Source organism: Novosphingobium sp. 63-713 (assembly GCF_001898925.1).
GTDB lineage: Bacteria > Pseudomonadota > Alphaproteobacteria > Sphingomonadales > Sphingomonadaceae > Novosphingobium.
Map to the genome: position 1 here is coordinate 18,721 of NZ_MKVS01000020.1, position 16,592 is coordinate 35,312.

A 16,592-nucleotide genomic window follows, 5' to 3' on the forward strand; every position below is an offset into this window, starting at 1 on the left:
GCCCCGCTTATTCCCACTCGATCGTGCCGGGCGGCTTCGAGGTATAGTCATAGACCACACGGTTGATGCCCTTGACCTCGTTGATGATACGGGTCGCCACGCGCGACAGGAAAGCCGCGTCGAAGGGATAGATGTCGGCGGTCATGCCATCGGTGCTGGTCACGGCGCGCAGCGCGCAGACGTGGTCATAGGTGCGCCCATCGCCCATCACGCCCACGGTCTTGACCGGCAGCAGCACGGCAAAGGCCTGCCAGATGGCGTCATAAAGACCGGCATTGCGGATTTCTTCGAGATAGACCGCATCGGCCTTGCGCAGGATATCGGCGCGTTCGCGGCTGACCTCGCCGGGGATGCGGATGGCAAGGCCCGGCCCGGGGAACGGATGGCGGCCCACGAAAATGTCGGGCAGGCCCAGTTCGCGCCCCAGATCGCGCACTTCGTCCTTGAAGAGTTCGCGCAGCGGCTCGACCAGCTTCATGTTCATGCGCTCGGGCAGACCGCCGACATTGTGGTGGCTCTTGATCGTGACGCTCGGCCCGCCGGTGAAGCTGACCGATTCGATGACGTCGGGATAGAGCGTGCCTTGCGCGAGGAAGTCGGCGCCGCCGATCTTCTTGGCCTCATCTTCGAACACGTCGATGAAGGTCTTGCCGATGAACTTGCGCTTGGCCTCAGGGTCGGTGACCCCTTCCAGACCCTTCATGAACAGGGTGGAGGCATCGACATGGACCAGCGGAATGTTGAAATGGCCGCGGAACAGGCTGACCACCTGCTCGCTCTCGCCCATGCGCATCAGGCCGTGGTCAACGTAAACGCAGGTGAGCTGCTCGCCGATCGCTTCATGGATCAGCACCGCCGCCACCGCCGAATCGACGCCGCCCGACAGGCCGCAGATCACCCGGCCCGAGCCGACATGCGCGCGGATTTCCTCGATTTTGGTCTTGCGGAATTCGGCCATCGTCCAGTCGCCCTTGAGGCCGCAGACGTGACGCACGAAATTCTTGAGCAGCTTGCCGCCATCGGGCGTGTGGACCACCTCGGGGTGGAACTGCATCGCATAGATGCGCTTTTCGTCATTGGCGATGACCGCAAAGGGCGCGCCCGCCGACGAGGCCACCGGGCGGAAGCCGGGGGCAAGGCTGGTCACCTTGTCGCCATGGCTCATCCACACCTGATGCTTGTCGCCCACCGACCACAGGCCGTTGAACAGCGCGCAAGTGTCGTTGATGTCGATAAAGGCACGGCCGAATTCGCCGGCATCGCCGCCGGTCACTTCGCCGCCCAGCTGATGCATCAGGCTTTGCTGACCATAGCAGATGCCGAGGATCGGCAGGCCGGAATCGAGGATAGCCTGCGGGATGCGCGGGCCATTGGCATCCAGCACACTGGCGGGCGAACCCGACAGGATGATGCCTTTGGGCTGCATCCGCTCAAAGGCGGCCTCGGCCATGCTGAAGGGAGCGATTTCGGAATAGACGCCCGCCTCGCGCACGCGGCGTGCGATCAGCTGGGTCACCTGGCTGCCGAAATCGACGATGAGGATGGAGTCGGAGGGCTGGACAGTCATGGCAGGCCCCTAAGGTTTACGGGGGCAAATGTCCAGATGGGGCCGGGCAAAGGGCCGCAGAAAAGCAGACGTCGGGGTAAAAAGTCGGCGATGCGGGACATGCATGAGGTAGTTGCGCAAAACGCAATTGCGCACGACCTCTTCGCACGTGCAAAATAAAACTTTGGTCGTATATGCGGCCTCACAGACGGCAGTCACTACGCCAAACAGCGTAGGCCGACGCCGCCATAACAACAACCCAGGAGTAATCCCATGTCGCGCAATATCGTGGCTTTTGCCGCCGCCATCAGCGTCAGCGGCCTGTTTTTCGCCGCTGTTCTGGCCTGATCGCCGGCACCAAACTATAGCTTCAATGGTCCTCTCACCCAATGAAGCATCAAAGGGCTGCCCCACTCCGGTGAGGCAGCCCTTCGCATTTGCAGCATAGACTTTGACGCAACCGCTGCGTCAGACCGCGTGAACGGTCAAACCGTCAGTCGCACCGACAGACGAATGTCACGCCCGGCCAGCGGCGCGTAATCCTTCAGGAAACTGGCGGCGCGGCGCGCATCAACGTTGAACAAATTGCGCGCGCCCAGCGTGAAGGACAGCCGCCCGTCCTTGCCGCCCGGTTTGAAGCCGAATTCCGCATTCACCAGCGTATAGGCCGCCGTCGGCGTTTCCTGCGCGGCAATGCGGTTCTGCGCGGTCACATGCTCGACCTCGCCGCGCAGATCCCAGCGCGGATCGCTCAACGTGACACCGCCCAGCACGCGCAGGGGCGGAATGCGCGGAGCCGGACCCACGCCCGAAATCGTCGCCTTCACCGCATCGCCCATCGCATCGGCCTGCAAACGCCACGCCCCGATTTCCGCCAGCGTGACCGCGCCCTGCAATTCGAAGCCGTAATAGCGCGCCGGGGCCTGACGCATCTGATAGACGGGCAAGCCATCCTCAACCGCGCCGGTCGGGTCTTCATAGATGAAATTGCCGAACCAGCTGTGATAGACCGAGGCTTCGATCGAATAGCCCTTGCCGCCGCCGCGCAGGATGGCCTCCACACTGGTCGAGCGTTCGGTCTTCAAATTCACATCGCCGATTTCATAGGCCTGCGTGCCCGCATGCGGCCCATTGGCGAACATTTCCTCGGCCGAGGGCGCGCGTTCGGTGCGTGATGCCGACAGGCCCAGCGTCCAGGCCGGATTGACCCGCCATGTCGCCCCGCCCGAGAAGGAGAAAGTATCGAAACTGCGCTGGCCGCCCCAGAATTGCGTCTGGTCGGGCAAGGGCATCGAACTGAGCTTGGAATGCTCATAGCGCCCGCCCGCCTCGAATTTCACCGCGCCCGCATCATAGCTCTGCAGCGTGAAGAGGCCGAGTTGCTGGGTGCTGTTGCGCGGCAGAAAGGCTTCATCGCCGATCACATTGAAATCGCGGTTGACGAATTGCACCCCGCTGGCCCCCTGCCAGCCACCCAGCTTGGTCTGAGTGACTTCGAGGCGGCCCTCGATCCCGTGGTTGAAGAATCGCGTGCCGACAGCGCCCGTCGGGTCGAGTTCGGCATGTTGATAGGCGGCATAGCCAAAGCGCGCAGCGATCTTGTCGATGGCGCCGCCTGCCGGGCGGATCTCGGCGCGCGCGTCCCAGCGGTCCTGCTGCAACTGAATGCGCGGGCTTTCCTGATCCTGCCCCGGCGCGGTGGCCAGACGGCTGGGGACGCCATAGAGGCTGTCCTTGTGGCTATAGGCGATGCCGATGCTGCCCTGCGCGCCGATATAGGCCAGACCCGCGCCCACATCCCAGCTCTTGGCCGCTGTATTGGCCAGGCGGCCCCTGGCATTGGCATTGGCGGTGTAGTCAATGCCGGGATCGCCCACGCCGCTGGCCGCCGTGGCCAGCGCCTGCGCCCGCAGCGCCGGGGTCAGCACATAGCCGCCGATCTTCATATCATCGGACACCGCGCGGCTGCCGTCGGCATGGGCCACCCAGCCCCCACCCAGCGGCACATCCACCGTGCCCGCCACCGAACGCTCATTGGCCGCCGAGCCATAGGAGGCGAGCGCCCCGATATGAATCGGCTCCTTGGGTACTTCGGTCGGGATGCGGCGGTCGATCACATTGACCACGCCGCCCACCGCCGCCGAACCATAGAGCAGCGCCTGAGGCCCGCGCAGCACCTCGATCCTTTCGGCCAGCAGCGGGTTAACCGCCGGGGCATGGTCGGCGCTGGTGTTCGACACGTCGATCGAGCCGATGCCATCGACCAGCACGCGCACGCGCTCGCCCTGCATCCCGCGCAGCACGGGGCGCGAGGCGGTGGGGCCGAAAGACGTGGCCGTCACGCCCGGCGTATGGGCCAATGTTTCGCCGATGGAGGAGCGCAGAGCCTGATCGAGATGCGCGCCTTTCAGCACGGCCACGCCCGAAAGGATGTCCTGCTGGCTGCGCGGCAGCACGCCGGAGACAACGATTTCGGCCGGGGGCGCGGAGTGGACCGCATCCTGTGCGGCGTCGGCCTCATTGGCGGCCCCATCGGCGGCGAAAGCCGGGGAGGCCAGAGTGGCGGCAATGGCCGCAATTGCGCAGGCGGGGGTGTTGCGCGTCAATTTCATGGGGAAAGTCGGACCCTTATTCATTGTTGCAGCGCAGCCATGCCGCGCCCTCATGCCCGCCTTCCTAACAGCCCCCTTTAGATGATACAATATCACATATCGCAAGATCCGCTCATTCGCTGCCATCCTGCGGCCAACCGAGGATCGGGGGCGGAAAATGCCCGCCCCCGGACCGATACGGATCACTTGTTGGCGTATTCCTTCACCAGTTCGTTGAGGAATTCACGCCCGGTATAAACCGCCTTCACAATCGCGCGTTCGTTAAGCCCATGCGCCCCGCTGCCATCGGGATCGCCGTAAAGGCCGGGAGGACCGTAGGAGGGAATGCCCACCGCCTCCAGATAGATGCCATCGGTGGCCCCCGTCGACATCACCGGCACCAGCGGCACGCCGGGGTAATATTTGGCCACCAGCTTTTCGGCAGGCCCCATAATGAAGGGCGTGAGCGGCGGCGATTTGGCCAGCGGTCCGCGATCATCGACCTGCTTCACCGTCATCTTCGGATCGGCAATCACCTTGGCCAGCGTGGCGCGCACCTCTTCGGCAGGCACGCCGGGGAAGATGCGGCAATTGACATTGGCCCCGGCCCGCTGGGGCAGCGCATTATTCGCATGACCGCCGTCGAGCAGCGTGGCCACGCAAGTGGTGCGCAGCATCGAGTGATAGGAGCGGTCGGTGTTGAGCAGCGCCTCGGCCGCCTTGGATTCCGGGCTGCCGATGGGGGCGGTGGCGATCGTCACCATCGCCTTGCCCATATCGCCGCCGCGCGCGGGGCCGGCCTTGGCGAAAAACGCCTTGGTCGTGTCGTTCAGCATCAGCGAAAAATCGAAGGCGCGCAATTTGACCAGCGCGTCCGACAATTCATAGATCGCATTGTCGGGGATCGGAATCGAAGAATGGCCGCCCGGATTGGTCGCCTCGATGCGATAATTCACGACCGTCTTTTCGCCCACATGCATGTTCTGCACGATGACCTTGCCACCCGGTCCGCTGGTGCGCCCGCCCCCGCCTTCATTGAGTGCGAATTCCGCATCGATCAGATCGCGCTTGTTATTGGCCAGATATTGCGCCCCGTTAAAGGCCCAACTCGTTTCCTCGCCGCAGGTCAGCGCGAGTTTGAGCGTCCGCTTGTTCTTGGCGCCTTCCTTCTTCATCCGCGCCATCATGTCGATCCAGATGGCGTCCATCGCCTTCATGTCCGACGTGCCGCGACCATAGAAATAGCCGCCTTCCTCGATCAGCGTGTAAGGATCGCGGGTCCAGTCCTCACGCTTGGCCACCACCACGTCGAGATGGCCCAGCAGCAGGATGGGCTTCAAGGTCTTGGACGTGCCCGGCAGGATCACCACGATCCCGCCCTCCTTGGGATGATCGGGCACGGCAAAGCGGGTGATGTCAGCGTCGCCATAACCGGCGGCGCGCAGATGCTTTTCCACCTTGTCGGCCAGCAGTGTGCAGGAGCCGGTGGTGATCGAACTGTCGGTTTCGACCAGCTCCTTGTAGAGCGCGCGGAACGCGGTCTGATCGGGGCGCAGGGGCGCCTCCTGGGCCGCAGCGCCGGTGGCCATAAGCCCGCCCGCCATCACCCCCGCCAGAGCCGCAGCTCCGGCCAACAACTGCCTGCCATGTTTCATGGATGCCTCCTGCTTCGCCCATTCGCGAGTTTCGCGGCAATTCAGCAGGAAAACTCTGTGGAAGGAAGGGGTGAAAGCGCCTTTCGGTCCTGCGCCAAAATGCCTATAGGCTTCTCATGAGCACCGAAAATCCGAACAATAGTCAGCCGAGCACCGGGCAGCAGCCCAACACCAACGCCTATGGCGCAGACTCGATCAAGGTCCTCAAGGGACTGGACGCGGTGCGCAAGCGGCCCGGCATGTATATCGGCGACACCGACGATGGCAGCGGCCTGCACCACATGGTGTTCGAAGTGTCGGACAATGCCATCGACGAAGCGCTGGCCGGGCATTGCGATCTGGTGCTGATCGAGCTGAACCCGGACGGTTCGGTTTCGGTCGAGGACAATGGGCGCGGCATCCCCACCGGCCTGCACCCGGAAGAAGGCGTCTCGGCGGCCGAGGTCATCATGACCCAGCTCCACGCGGGCGGCAAGTTCGAGAACACCAGCGACGACAACGCTTACAAGGTGTCGGGCGGTCTGCATGGCGTGGGCGTCTCGGTGGTCAACGCGCTTTCGGAATGGCTGGAGCTGACCATCTGGCGCGAGGGGCAGGAGCATTGGATGCGCTTCCGCCATGGCGACGCGGAAAATCCGCTGATCGTCAAAGGTGATGCGCCGATCTATGAAAGCGGCACCCGCAAAGGCCAGAAGAAGAATGGCACCCGCGTGACCTTCCTGGCCAGCGACGAGACGTTCAAGAACGTCACTGTCTATGATTTCGACAAGCTGGAGCACCGCTACCGCGAGTTGGCTTTCCTGAACTCCGGCGTGCGCATCCTGCTGCGCGATCTGCGCGGCGAAGAGGTGAAGGAACATGACCTCTATTACGAAGGCGGCATCGCAGCTTTCGTGCGCTATCTGGATCGCAACAAGATGGCGCTGATCCCCGAACCTATCGCCATCACGGCGGACAAGGACGGGATCGGCATCGACGTGGCGTTACAGTGGAACGATTCCTATTACGAAAACGTCCTGTGCTTCACCAACAACATCCCCCAGCGCGACGGCGGCACGCATTTGGCCGCCTTCCGCGCCGCGCTGACGCGCACGCTCAACAATTATGCCGAGCGTTCGGGCATGTTGAAGAAGGAAAAGGTCTCGCTTTCGGGCGAGGATATGCGCGAGGGCCTGACCGCCATCGTTTCGGTCAAGCTGCCTGACCCCAAATTCTCGTCGCAGACCAAGGACAAGCTGGTCTCCTCCGAAGTGCGTCAGCCTTTGGAAGCACTGATGGCCGACAAGATGACGCAATGGCTGGAGGAAAACCCGGCCCATGCCAAGTCGATCATCCAGAAGGTGATCGATGCTGCCGCCGCGCGCGAGGCCGCCAAGCGCGCCCGCGAACTGACCCGCCGCAAGGGCGTGATGGACATCGCCAGCCTGCCGGGCAAGCTGGCCGACTGTCAGGAACGCGATCCCAGCAAGTGCGAACTCTTCCTGGTCGAAGGTGACTCGGCAGGCGGATCTGCCAAGCAGGGCCGCGACCGCCATTATCAAGCGATCCTCCCGCTCAAGGGCAAGATTCTGAATGTGGAGCGCGCCCGCTTCGACAGGATCATTTCGTCGAAGGAAGTCGGCACGCTGATTCAGGCGATGGGCACCGGCATCCGTGATGAATTCAATCTTGAGAAGCTGCGCTATCACAAGATCGTCATCATGACCGACGCCGACGTCGACGGCGCGCATATCCGCACCCTGCTGCTGACCTTCTTCCACCGCCAGATGCCTGACATCATCCGCGCGGGCCACCTCTTCATCGCCCAGCCGCCGCTCTACAAGGTGGCCAAGGGTCGGTCCGAGGTGTACCTGAAAGACAATGCCGCGCTCGACCGCTATCTGGTTGAGGCGGGCCTGTCGGGGCGGATGCTGGAAACGGGCACGGGCGCGCGCTCGGGCCGCGATCTGGAGGATCTGGTCGATCATGCGCTGCGCCTGCGCAACCTGATGGCCTTCGTCCCCCGGCGCTATAATCCCGCCGTGATCGAGGCGATGGCGCTGGCCGGCTCGCTCGAACATGGGCTCACCCCCGAAGAGCGCAAAGCGGCGCTCGACAAGGCCGCCGCATGGCTGGGCCGCGCCGACCGCGAGGCCAAGTGGGAAGCGGTGCTGACCGAGGCGGGCCATGTCGAATTCCTGCGCCACTGGCGCGGCGTCACCGACTATCACAAGATCGAGGCCGCCTTCCTGATCTCGGCCGAGGCGCGCAAATTGGCCCGCCTTGCTGGTGAACAGGCCGAGGTTTACGCCACACCCGCCAAGTTCAGCCGCTCCACCGCCGTGGCCGCCGAACCCGAACCGACGGTCGAGGAAACCGAGGGCGAGGACGCCCCCGTCGCTGCCCGCCCGGTCGATCTGGACGGCTCGATCACCCGCCCCTCGCAATTGCTCGAAGCGGTGCTGGCCACCGGGCGCAAGGGCCTGTCGATCCAGCGCTACAAGGGCCTTGGCGAAATGAACGCGGAACAGCTCTGGGAAACCACGCTCGACCCGAACAACCGCGCCCTGCTTCAGGTCAAGGTCGAAGACGCCGACGTGACCGACGAAATCTTTACCCGTCTGATGGGCGATATCGTCGAACCGCGCCGCGAATTCATTCAGGAAAATGCTCTCAACGTGGCCAATCTCGATGTCTGACGAAGAAAACCCCAAGCGCGACTTCACCCACGCGGAGGCCTATATGCCCAGCGAAAGCAACCGTGCCACTGTCGACAATATCCCGTGGGACCAGCCTGCGACGATGATCGACCTCGAAGGCCGCGTGCCGGTGATCGCCCATGTCCGCGAATGCGTGGTGCATTTCACGCTCTACAAGCCCCACGCGCGCGAAAACGCCCGCCTGCTGCTGACCGCGCCGGTGCATCGGGCCGGACGCATCACGCGGACATGGCTGCTGGAACCGGCCGAGTTGGAAGTTTTGGCCGAGAGGTTGAAGCGGGAGACGAATTGATAGGGTGTGCTTGAGGGGTTTTACCTTCGGCGGGCAAAGGGACTCGACCCTTTGCAATCCCCATCCTGTTCTGCGTTGCGTGTAGAGTTCGGCGTTTTGTGTCGGACGCAGGGTTTGATATGGAAAGCCTGCGGCGCTGATCAGCGCAATATGGCGCCGCAGGCTTTATAAATCGACGCACTCCCCGGCCAACATGGCGCCACCCATTAACAGGATTGCAAAGGGCCCCCGCCCTTTGCCCGCCGGAGGCATAAAACCTCCCCAAAAAATCACCCCTTGGTGAAATCAAACCTGATCCGCACCCAAGTCCCGACCTGCGGCTTGCCATCAATGCGCGGCGGCCAGACGAGGAACTGCCACGAGGCGCGGCGCAGCCCCCGCGCAAGGCCCGAGCCGAGCGGATATTCGTCCAGTTCCTGGCAGTTCTCGACATGGAAATGGTCGATGGTCTGACAGGCGATGGTAGCCCATGATCCCGGCGGCGCGTTGGCCCCGGAGAGGAAGGGCCGCAGTTCAGCGTCATTGGGCTCGCGATACCATTGCGCGGCATAGAGGTGGACGCCCTTTGGCCCTTCGCCCGGCCCGGTGGCAGCGGCGCGCGCGGCGGCGGCATTGGCGGCGGCCACGGCCTCGCTGCGGCGGCCAATGGCGCCGATGTCCGAGGCCGCGAAATCATCATGGCTCAGCTTGATATAGTTGGGCGGCGGGAGCGTAGTGGGCGTCGGCTGCGGCGGAGCGGGCACCGGAGTCTTGGGAGGCTCGGCGATTTTGGCCACCTTGGGCGATGACACCTGCTGCTGCTTGGCCTGCGCCTGCTGCTTGCCATCGTCCATCTGGATGGAGACCAGACGCGGCTCGCCCGGCTGCTTGTTCGCCCCGGCCAGTCCAAGGCTGAGCAAGGCAGCGATGAACAGCGCCATGATCGCCGCCGACAGGCCAATAGCCGTCGCACGACTGCGCAACCGCGATTGCTGGGCAAAGGAAGGCAGGGCGGCGATGGTGGGACTTTCGGAGCAGGATTCGGGTCGGGCGCTGTTTCTATGCTTGGGGAAAGCTGTATCCCAGATTTACGAAACCGGCGCAGGGGGCGCAAATCCGGCCCCATCGGGCCATTCGCGCCCGGCCAGCCCCAGCACCTTGAACAAGACGCCCATTTGATCGGGCGCGGTCAGCCGGTGATAGGCCGCTTCGGTCTCATCGGGCGCAACCTTGGCCAGCGCGGCGGCGCGCTCGGCCATACCCAGCGCCATCAGCCACCCGCCCTGCCCGGCGATGCCCATCACGCGCGCGCCTTGCGCCTGCGCCACCTGCGCGGCGGTGACGAAATCGACCAGACAGGTCAGATCCGCCTCGCCGGGCGCTTCAAACGGGTCGACATGGGCATGGGCGCGCAGGGCCTGAAAGGTCGAGCCCATCTGCCTTGGCGCATAGCCATAGTCGATGATCAACGCCGCGCCGCCTTGCGCGGCCAGCCTTGCGCCGATTTCGCCCATCACCGCGCTGGTGGCGGGGCTGGTTTCGACAATCGCGCCTGCCTCGGCCTCGCGCCATGCCTGCGGCACCGCGCTGTCCATCGGCAATCCGCCAGACACGGGCACAAAGCGATCCCCATCCAGCCCGACCATCCGCTCGCGCCAGCCCTGCGGCGTCTTCACCAATTGGCGCACCGGCAGCGCGTCGAGAAATTCATTGGCCACCAGCAGGATCGGCGCATCCTCGGGCAGGGTCGAGAGATCCTCATGCCACACCGCCTGAGGGAAAGCCTCCGCCTGCGCGCGGCGCAATGCGGGCGAGCCTTCGATGAAATGCACCTCAGGCACCAGCCCAAATCGCGCCGCCACGCGCAGGGCATCGCGCGCCAGCGTGCCGCGCCCCGGCCCCGGCTCGGCATAGATCACGCGCGCGGGCGATCCGGCCCGCCGCCACACATCGGCCATCCATACGCCCACCATCTCGCCAAACATCTGGCTTATTTCGGGCGCGGTGATGAAATCGCCGCCCGCGCCCAGCGGGTCGCGCGTCGAATAATAATGGGCATTGGCCTGCGCCATATAGAGCGCGAGCGGGATCGGCCCCTGCATCGCGATCAGGCGACGCAGACTGTCCGACAGATCAGCCATCGGCGCCCGACCGCACCGGCACACGCGCCCCCAGCATCGGCCGCGTCAACGCCCGCACGATCATGAACAGGCCCAAGAGGATCATCGGCACGGTCAGCCATTGCCCCATCGACATATGGGTGCGGGCGGCAAATTCCTGCAATTGCTGATCGGGCTCACGGAAAAACTCGACGATGAAACGCGCCAGACCATAGCCCAGCGAGAACGTGCCCATCAGCATCCCCGGCCGCCAGCGCGCCCGCGTCAGCCAGAACAGCGCGAACAGCACCGCCCCCAGCGTCAGACCCTCAAGGCCCGCTTCATAGAGCTGGCTGGGGTGGCGGGCGAAATTGCCGGCCGCCTCGTCGGGAAAAACCATCGCCCAAGGCACGTCCGGCCCGGCCACCCGGCCCCACAATTCGCCATTGATGAAATTGGCAATGCGCCCGAAAAACAGCCCCACCGGCGCGCAGGGCGCGACATAATCCATCACCCGGATAAACGACAGGCCGCCCGCCCGGCACACGCCCCAGACCGCCACCAGCACGCCGATCAGCCCGCCGTGAAAACTCATGCCGCCCTCCCACAGGCGCAGCATCTTCAACGGCTCGGTATAGAGCGTGTGGTCATAGAACGTGGCATAGCCCAGACGCCCGCCAAGAATAATGCCCAACGTGCACCAGAAGAACAGGTCATCGACATGGCGCTGCGCCAGCGGGCTGCCCGGTTGGCGGATCATCCGCGTCATGTGCCAATAGCCGAACACGATCCCGGCCAGATAGGCCAGCGAATAGAAGCGCAGGGTGAAGAAGCCCAGGCTGATGCCCTTTTTCAGCCCCAGATCGGCCCAGAAGATCGGCTGTTTCACCGCGCTTGCCCCCGCGGACAAAACATCGACGAGAGGCAGCGAGACATGCACAAGGTCGCTCAACATGGGAAACAGGGTCCGTGGCTGGGGCAAAAAGCCCATTTTTTCCTAATCAGCCGCGCGATACAACAAGGCGATGACAGAAGTCACCTTTTTCTGCGTCAAACCTCTGGCGCGGCCATGGCCCCACGGGGTAGAGTGATAAGTGTCGCTTAAGTAGAGATGTTTAGACTTGGCCTGCAAGCCTCCAGTTGAAAGCCGCCGATGAACGCCATTCGCATCCCCAACCAACGCGCGGTGATCGACCGCCGCGCTTTGACCATCGCCATTGCCGATGCGATGGATGCGGCGGGCAACAAGGCCAATGTCGCGCGCCAGCCTATTGTCGAACTGTTGCGGCGGGCGCTGGCCGACGGGCGCGAGGAAATCAACCGCCGGTTGATGGAGCGCCCCGGCGCGGGCCATGATTGTGCCGAGGCGCAGGCTTTCCTGACCGACCAGTTGCTGCGCGTGATCCACGATCATGTGATTTCCGATGTCTATCCTTCGGTCAACCGCAGCACGGGCGAGCGGCTGACGATCATGGCCGTGGGCGGCTATGGCCGGGGCGAGATGGCGCCCCATTCCGATGTCGATGTGGCCTTCATCACGCCGTCCAAGCAGACTCACTGGTGCGAGCAGGTGATCGAGGCCATGCTCTATTTCCTGTGGGATCTGGGGCTGAAAGTCGGCCATTCCAGCCGCAGCCTGGACGATACGGTCCGCATGGCCAAATCGGACATCACGATCTGCACCGCCCTGCTCGAAGGGCGCTATGTCTGGGGCGATCAGGCGCTGTTCGACGAATCGCGCCGCCGCTTCTTCGCCGAGGTGGTCGAGGGCAGCGAGCGCAATTTCGTCACCGAAAAGCTGGCCGAGCGCAATGAGCGGCACAAGAGGCTGGGCGACAGCCGCTATGTGGTCGAACCCAATGTGAAGGAAGGCAAGGGCGGATTGCGCGACCTGCACACGCTCTACTGGATCGGCAAATATCTGCATAAGGTGCGCAGCCCCGCCGAACTGGTCGATGTGGGCCTGCTGACGCAGGATGAATACCGCGCCTTCCGCCGCGCCGAGAGCTTTTTCTGGGCGGTGCGCTGCCATCTCCACACGATCACCAATCGCGCCGAGGACCGGCTGACCTTCGACCTGCAGCGGCAGGTGGCCCAGCGCATGGCCTTTGCCGACCGGCCGGGGAAAAGCGCGGTCGAACGTTTCATGCAATATTTCTTCCTTCAGGCCAAACAGGTCGGCAGCCTGACCGGCGTGTTTCTGGCCCAACTGGAGGAGCAGACCGAGAAGAAGAAGCGCAAGGGCTTCCTTGCCTCGCTGCGCGGGCGGGCGCGCACGATCAAGGGATACAAGGTTTCCCATGGCCGCATCGCCGCGCCATCGGATGACTGGTTCGAGGCCGATCCGGTGCGGCTGCTGGAGATCTTCACGATTGCGGATGCGGAAAGTTTCGAGATCCACCCCGAAACCATGCGCCAGATCGCCCGCGATGCGAAGCTGATCGACGCCGATGTGCGCAAGAATCCGCGCGCCAATGAACTCTTCATGGAATTGCTGACCAGCCGCCATGATCCTGAAACCGTGTTGCGCTGGCTGAACGAGGCGGGCGTGTTCGGTCGCTTCATCCCCGATTTCGGCCGGGTGAACGCCCAGATGCAGTTCGATATGTATCACCACTATACGGTGGACGAACATACGATCCGCGCGATCGGCCTGCTGGCCCGGATCGAGAAGGGCGAACTGGCCGAGGATCACCCGCTGGCCACCGCGATCATCGGCAAGCTGCATCACCGCCGCGCGCTTTATGCCAGCGTGCTGATGCATGACATCGCCAAGGGGCGTGGGGGCGACCATTCGGTGCTGGGCGCGGAAATCGCGCTGCGCCTGTGCCCGCGTCTGGGCATGACCAGCGAGGAGACGGAACTGGTCAGCTGGCTGGTGCGCCAGCATCTGTTGATGAGCGCGACCGCGATGAAGCGCGATCTGGCCGACTGGAAGACGATCACCGATTTCGTGGCCGTGGTCCAGTCGCTAGAACGGCTGCGGCAATTGACGCTGCTCACCATCGTGGACATTCGCGCGGTGGGGCCGGGCGTGTGGAACGGGTGGAAGCGCCAGTTGCTGACCGAACTGTTCTCCAGCGCCGAGGAGCGCCTGCGCCTTGGCCATGTCGAACGCCATCGCGCCGAACGCATCGCGGCCAAGCAAAAGGCCGTGACCGAGCGCATGGGCGCGCTGGGCACGCTGGTGGCGCGCTATGGCAAGCAGTTCACCGATGCCTACTGGATCGCCGAGCCGGACGATGTGATCGCACGCAACCTTGTGCAATTGCACGAGGCCAAAGGCGCCCCCTTGTCGATCACCACCAGCTATGACGAAACCCGCGCGGCCACGCTGGTCATGGTCATCGCCTCGGACCACCCCGGCCTGTTCTATCGCATCGCGGGCGGCATCCATCTGGCCGGCGGCAATATCATCGACGCACGCATCCACACCACGCGCAGCGGCACGGCGGTCGACAATTTCCTCGTGCAGGACCCGCTGGGCCGCCCCTTTTCCGAGGCGGGGCAATTGGAGCGCCTGCAAAAGGCCATCGGCGACGCGCTGGCCAACCGGGTCAAGCTGCTGCCCCAACTCGTCGCCCGCCCCCTGCCCCGCCCGCGTCAGGAAGCCTTTGAGGTGCGCCCCCGCGTCGAATTCGACAATGACGCCTCCAATCGCTTCACCGTGGTCGAAATCTCGGCCCGCGACCGGCCCGCGCTGCTCAACCGACTGGCGCGCGCGCTGTTCGAATCGCGCCTGATCGTCCATTCCGCCCATGTCGCCACCTATGGCGAGCGCGCGGTGGATACGTTCTACGTCACCGACCTGTTCGGCGGAAAGGTCGATGGCGGCGGGCGGCAGAAGTCGATTGAGAAGCGTTTGCTGGAGGCGGCGAGTGAAGAGGTGGCGGAGGTGGCGGCTTAGGGTTGAGCCCAAAGTGGTGCCTCCGGCGGGTTAAGGGCGGGGGCCCTTAACAATCCCGGTACTGTCGGCGTGGCGCTGTGAAGGATGCCTTGTGCGTGATTGCCGCGTTTGAAGGATAAAGCCTGCGGCGCTTTTAGCGTGGGCTCACCGCGCCGCAGGCTTGAAAACGATAGCCTATAACCTCGCGTCGCGAACCCGAGCGCAACCCCATAACGGGATTGCAAAGGGTCCCCGCCCTTTGCCCGCCGGAGGCAAATCTTACCCCTTCAACCGCGCCACAACCTCATCCCGCCCGATCAGCGGCAGGAGAGCGCCCATATCCGGCCCATGCTCCATGCCGGTGATCGCCAGACGCAGGGGCAGGAAAAGCGCCTTGCCCTTGCGTCCGGTGGAGTCCTTGAGTGCCCCGGTCAGCGCGGCCCAAGGCGCACCGGCCCAATCGAGCGAAGCGGCGACCTCGGCGGCTTGGGACAAGAAGGCGCGTGCCTCATCGTCCTGCGCGGGGGCGTGGATCGGCCCCTTGACCACGGCCCACCAATCGGCGGCTTCGGCCACGGTGTTGAGATTGGGACGGATCGCCTCCCATGCTTCCTCGCCCATGCCTTCGGGCAGGCGGTCGGAAACCTTGGCGAAGGGCATACGGTGAATGATCTGGGCATTCAAACGCGCCAGTTCGGCCTCGTCAAAACGGGCGGGTGCGCGGCCAAAGCGCGAGAGGTCGAACGTCTGGCAAAGCTGCTCGACCGAGAGCGAGGCGTCGACCGGATCGCTGGTGCCAAGGCGGGCCAGCAGGCTGATGATCGCTTCCGGCTCAATGCCCTGTTCGCGCAATTCGGCCACGCCCAGCGAACCCAGGCGCTTCGACAGCTTGCCCTCGGACCCGGTCAGCAGCGCGCTGTGGGCAAAGGCGGGCACGGGCGCGCCAAGGGCGGTGAACATCTGCACCTGCGTTGCGGTGTTCGACACATGATCCTCGCCGCGCAGGATTTGCGTCACGCCCATGTCGATATCGTCAATGACCGAGGGCAGCATATAAAGCCACGAACCGTCGGCGCGGCGAATGACGGGATCAGACATGGTGGCCGGGTCGAAATGCTGCGCGCCGCGCACGCCGTCCTCCCAGGCAATCGGCTCGTCGCGGTCCAGCAGGAAACGCCAATGGGGCGCCTCGCCCGCCGCCGCCTTCGCCTCATGATCCGCCTCGGTCAGAGCCAGCGCCGCGCGATCATAAATCGGCGGCAACCCGCGCGAGAGCAGCACCTTGCGCTTGAGATCCAGTTCCTGCGCCGTTTCATAGCAACGATAGACGCGCCCGGCCTCCATCAGCTTGGCAAACTCGCCCTCATACAGGGCGAAACGGGCCGACTGGCGCTCCTCCCCCTCAATATTCAGTCCCAGCCAGGCCAGATCGGCACGAATGCCCTCGACATATTCCTCTCGGCTGCGCGCGCCATCCGTATCATCGATGCGCAGCAGAAACTTGCCTCCGCTCCTTTGCGCCAGCATCCAGTTGTGCAGCGCGGTGCGGATATTGCCGATGTGAAGCATCCCTGTGGGGCTGGGGGCGAAGCGGGTTACGGTGGTCATGGGGGGGCTATAATCGGGATAGGGGGGGGAGGAAAGAGAGAGATGCCTCCGGCGGGCAAAGGGCGGGGGCCCTTTGCAATCCCGATACTTGTCAGCGTTGGGTTATGAATTCAGCCGTAGGTGCCGGATGGAACGTTTGAATTTTAAAGCCTGCGGCGCTTTTGGCGTGCGTTCGCCGCGCCGCAGGTTTGTGAAACCATAGCAGCTAACGCAACGCCTCAATCCCCGCACAACCCC

At 64.0% G+C, this 16,592-nt stretch carries 10 protein-coding genes; 3 read left to right on the plus strand and 7 right to left on the minus strand.

Annotation, left to right across the window (positions count from 1 at the left end):
* Positions 1-7 precede the first annotated feature (7 nt).
* From guaA to BGP00_RS10050, 3 genes are all read right to left on the minus strand, one after another.
* Positions 8-1,567 (minus strand): glutamine-hydrolyzing GMP synthase, encoded by a 1,560-nt coding sequence (gene guaA / locus BGP00_RS10040; RefSeq protein ID WP_292693592.1) that lies wholly within the window; start codon positions 1,565-1,567, stop codon positions 8-10.
* Between the two features lie 464 nt (positions 1,568-2,031).
* A complete protein-coding gene (locus BGP00_RS10045; protein WP_292693595.1) occupies positions 2,032-4,158 on the minus strand; it encodes a TonB-dependent receptor in 2,127 nt (708 codons plus the stop codon).
* A 182-nt stretch (positions 4,159-4,340) separates the two neighbouring features.
* Positions 4,341-5,792: a M20/M25/M40 family metallo-hydrolase gene (locus BGP00_RS10050; RefSeq protein ID WP_292693598.1), complete on the minus strand. Its 1,452-nt coding sequence runs from the start codon at positions 5,790-5,792 to the stop codon at positions 4,341-4,343.
* A gap of 116 nt (positions 5,793-5,908) precedes the next feature.
* On the opposite strand from BGP00_RS10050, the gene gyrB reads away from it, so the two are divergent.
* Complete coding sequence (gene gyrB, locus BGP00_RS10055; protein ID WP_292693601.1) at positions 5,909-8,470, plus strand: DNA topoisomerase (ATP-hydrolyzing) subunit B; 2,562 nt, start codon at positions 5,909-5,911, stop codon at positions 8,468-8,470.
* Positions 8,471-8,513: 43 nt separating this feature from the next.
* A complete protein-coding gene (locus BGP00_RS10060; RefSeq protein ID WP_168603553.1) occupies positions 8,514-8,783 on the plus strand; it encodes a hypothetical protein in 270 nt (89 codons plus the stop codon).
* A gap of 269 nt (positions 8,784-9,052) precedes the next feature.
* Here BGP00_RS10060 and BGP00_RS10065 read toward each other — a convergent pair whose 3' ends face one another.
* The 3 genes from BGP00_RS10065 to lgt form a co-directional block, all read right to left on the minus strand.
* Positions 9,053-9,745: a hypothetical protein gene (locus BGP00_RS10065; RefSeq protein ID WP_292693604.1), complete on the minus strand. Its 693-nt coding sequence runs from the start codon at positions 9,743-9,745 to the stop codon at positions 9,053-9,055.
* 105 nt (positions 9,746-9,850) lie between these two features.
* On the minus strand, positions 9,851-10,903 hold the full coding sequence (locus BGP00_RS10070) for an SAM-dependent methyltransferase (protein WP_292693606.1): 1,053 nt from the start codon (positions 10,901-10,903) through the stop codon (positions 9,851-9,853).
* A complete protein-coding gene (gene lgt, locus BGP00_RS10075; RefSeq protein WP_292693609.1) occupies positions 10,896-11,816 on the minus strand; it encodes a prolipoprotein diacylglyceryl transferase in 921 nt (306 codons plus the stop codon). The genes BGP00_RS10070 and lgt overlap by 8 nt, the downstream gene beginning before the upstream one ends.
* A 198-nt stretch (positions 11,817-12,014) precedes the next feature.
* Here lgt and BGP00_RS10080 point away from each other — a divergent pair, with 198 nt between their 5' ends.
* A complete protein-coding gene (locus BGP00_RS10080) occupies positions 12,015-14,768 on the plus strand; it encodes a [protein-PII] uridylyltransferase (RefSeq protein ID WP_168603095.1) in 2,754 nt (917 codons plus the stop codon).
* Positions 14,769-15,026: 258 nt separating this feature from the next.
* Here BGP00_RS10080 and gltX read toward each other — a convergent pair whose 3' ends face one another.
* Complete coding sequence (gene gltX / locus BGP00_RS10085) at positions 15,027-16,355, minus strand: glutamate--tRNA ligase (protein ID WP_292693612.1); 1,329 nt, start codon at positions 16,353-16,355, stop codon at positions 15,027-15,029.
* Between the last annotated feature and the right edge of the window lie 237 nt (positions 16,356-16,592).

Excerpts from the sequence above, each read along its gene's own strand:
- gltX (WP_292693612.1), bottom strand. The coding sequence starts at position 16,355 with ATGACCACCGTAACCCGCTTCGCCCCCAGCCCCACAGGGATGCTTCAC.
- guaA (WP_292693592.1), bottom strand. The coding sequence starts at position 1,567 with ATGACTGTCCAGCCCTCCGACTCCATCCTCATCGTCGATTTCGGCAGC.
- lgt (WP_292693609.1), bottom strand. The coding sequence starts at position 11,816 with ATGTTGAGCGACCTTGTGCATGTCTCGCTGCCTCTCGTCGATGTTTTG.
- BGP00_RS10045 (WP_292693595.1), bottom strand. The coding sequence starts at position 4,158 with ATGAAATTGACGCGCAACACCCCCGCCTGCGCAATTGCGGCCATTGCC.
- BGP00_RS10060 (WP_168603553.1), top strand. The coding sequence starts at position 8,514 with ATGCCCAGCGAAAGCAACCGTGCCACTGTCGACAATATCCCGTGGGAC.
- gyrB (WP_292693601.1), top strand. The coding sequence starts at position 5,909 with ATGAGCACCGAAAATCCGAACAATAGTCAGCCGAGCACCGGGCAGCAG.
- BGP00_RS10070 (WP_292693606.1), bottom strand. The coding sequence starts at position 10,903 with ATGGCTGATCTGTCGGACAGTCTGCGTCGCCTGATCGCGATGCAGGGG.
- BGP00_RS10050 (WP_292693598.1), bottom strand. The coding sequence starts at position 5,792 with ATGAAACATGGCAGGCAGTTGTTGGCCGGAGCTGCGGCTCTGGCGGGG.
- BGP00_RS10080 (WP_168603095.1), top strand. The coding sequence starts at position 12,015 with ATGAACGCCATTCGCATCCCCAACCAACGCGCGGTGATCGACCGCCGC.